Genomic DNA, 1,835 nt, shown 5'->3' with positions numbered 1-1,835 from the left:
AGGAGGGCACTGAAAAACCCCCGCTCTATCCGAGCGTGAGAACGTGAAAAAGGCGATTGGCCCGACTTGTGTCGGGACGATCGCCTTTTTTCCTTGCCTTTAATCCGTTTTCTCTTTCCGGAGGGTGATGATTCGCTTCAGATTGACTGCGACGATGGCCATCACGCTCTGTAACGTCATGCCTTTCAGGTCTGGCGTCTTGTTGCGCGCCAGACCTTGTGGGTTCTTCAGTTGACTGTTTTTCGCCTCGACGGCGAAGCGTTTCCGACGATGGTCCTTGAAGTCATCGGTCTGCTCATAGTCAAGTTGATCGCTATGCTCCCTTGATTTCAACGACACGCTATAGGATCTGGATTTGGCGCCGTCCTTGTAACAGCCTTTTCGTAACGGACATTGCTTGCACAGCTCGATGTTGAAGAAATGGCTCTCCACTTGGTTCTTTCCGACGTCCTTCCGTCCGCCACGGGCTTTGCGGACGGCCATATGCCCGGCTGGGCAGACGTAACGTTCGGCATCCTTGTTGTAGGTGAAACCCTCGACGCGGTTCGGTGCCGGCGAGTAGACTTGTGGGTTCAATGGCGCGACGAGCTTGCACCCTTGCGAGGCGGCATAGATCAGGTTGTCCCGGCTCGAATAGGCCCCGTCGCCCACGATGTGGTCGAACTCGGCCCCTGCGCGGTGGCTCTTCTCGACGAGCCTCGACATCTGATGCCCGTCCGACGCTTCGCCGGATGTGACGACGACGGCCGTGATGATGCCCTCCTCCGTCATCGCGAGATGATGTTTGTAACCGAAGAATGATGAGTCGGCACTCTTGTGCCCGGTCCGGGCATCAGGATCCCTGGAGACTTGAAGTTCGACGTGCGCATCCTCCGCGAACTCGCGGACACGGTTCACACGGTCACGGATGTGTTCGCGCGCCATCAGCTCAGGCATCTCGCCCTCGACGGTCTCGGCGACGGCGAGCGCATACGAGAGGAGCTGGTCGATGTCTGACTCGTTTACCTTCTCCGGAAAACGTCCCTTCGCGTCGTTGGTCTCTTTGTAACATGCATGACGGAGCCCCTTCGCTTCCTCGATGATCGCCTGCCCGATCGGTTTTTGCCCATACCGGGCACGGGAATGGGTCGCGTCGACAATCAATGTTCGTGACTTGAGCAGTCCCATCCCTTTCGCGACCTCGACCGTGTGCTCGATCAACTTGTCGAGCAGCTCGTCGTCGGCCATGCGCTGACGACGGAACTTCGTGAGCGAGGAAGGGTTGATGACGTCATCTTCCGGTGCCAGATCCAGAAAATATTTGTAGGCGAGGTCGGTCTTCGCCCGTCTGACGAGGTCGACGTCGGACAGGTTCGAGTGCGCCTTCAGGAACAGGTACTTGAACATCCGGACAGGATGGACGGCCATCCGACCGTTGTCATGGCAATACGTGTCCTCGAGCAGCTTGGTGATGAAATCGAACGGGACGAGGTCGTGGATGAGCCGTAGCTCGTCATCGGCCGGGATCAACAGGTCATAAAGGGCAGCGTATGGGCTCGGCGGCATGTTCGGCAGGTCGGGCATCATCGGGATCGCCTCCAAATGGGTTGGTTACTGCCAGTATAGTCCGGAATGCCGGGCGCGTACAGCGCCGCCCGAGGGCACGCCGACTCCCGGGGAATCAGCGGGCAAGGCGAGACCCAGCAGCGACGACGTCGCGATGCGGCTCGACGCCCGCCCCCAGGAAAGCGGCGTGCCGGACAGGGCGGCTGAAGGACAAGGAAAACAGATGAGCGTCATCCCAAACGGGACGACGCTCATCTGTTCAAAATCATTTGAAGTTTTTCAGTGCCCTC

The 1,835-nt window shown here is 58.5% G+C and carries 1 protein-coding gene; it reads right to left on the bottom strand.

The features are described 5' to 3' along the window. Positions 1-99: 99 nt before the first annotated feature. Positions 100-1,566, bottom strand: coding sequence for an IS1182 family transposase (locus tag KNP02_RS14630; protein WP_214710294.1), 1,467 nt, complete (start codon positions 1,564-1,566; stop codon positions 100-102). Positions 1,567-1,835: the final 269 nt, after the last annotated feature.

The organism is Exiguobacterium sp. s40 (assembly GCF_018617905.1).
GTDB lineage: Bacteria > Bacillota > Bacilli > Exiguobacteriales > Exiguobacteriaceae > Exiguobacterium > Exiguobacterium mexicanum_A.
Note: the sequence above shows the minus strand (reverse complement) of the source record. Positions and strands in the feature narration are given on the sequence as shown.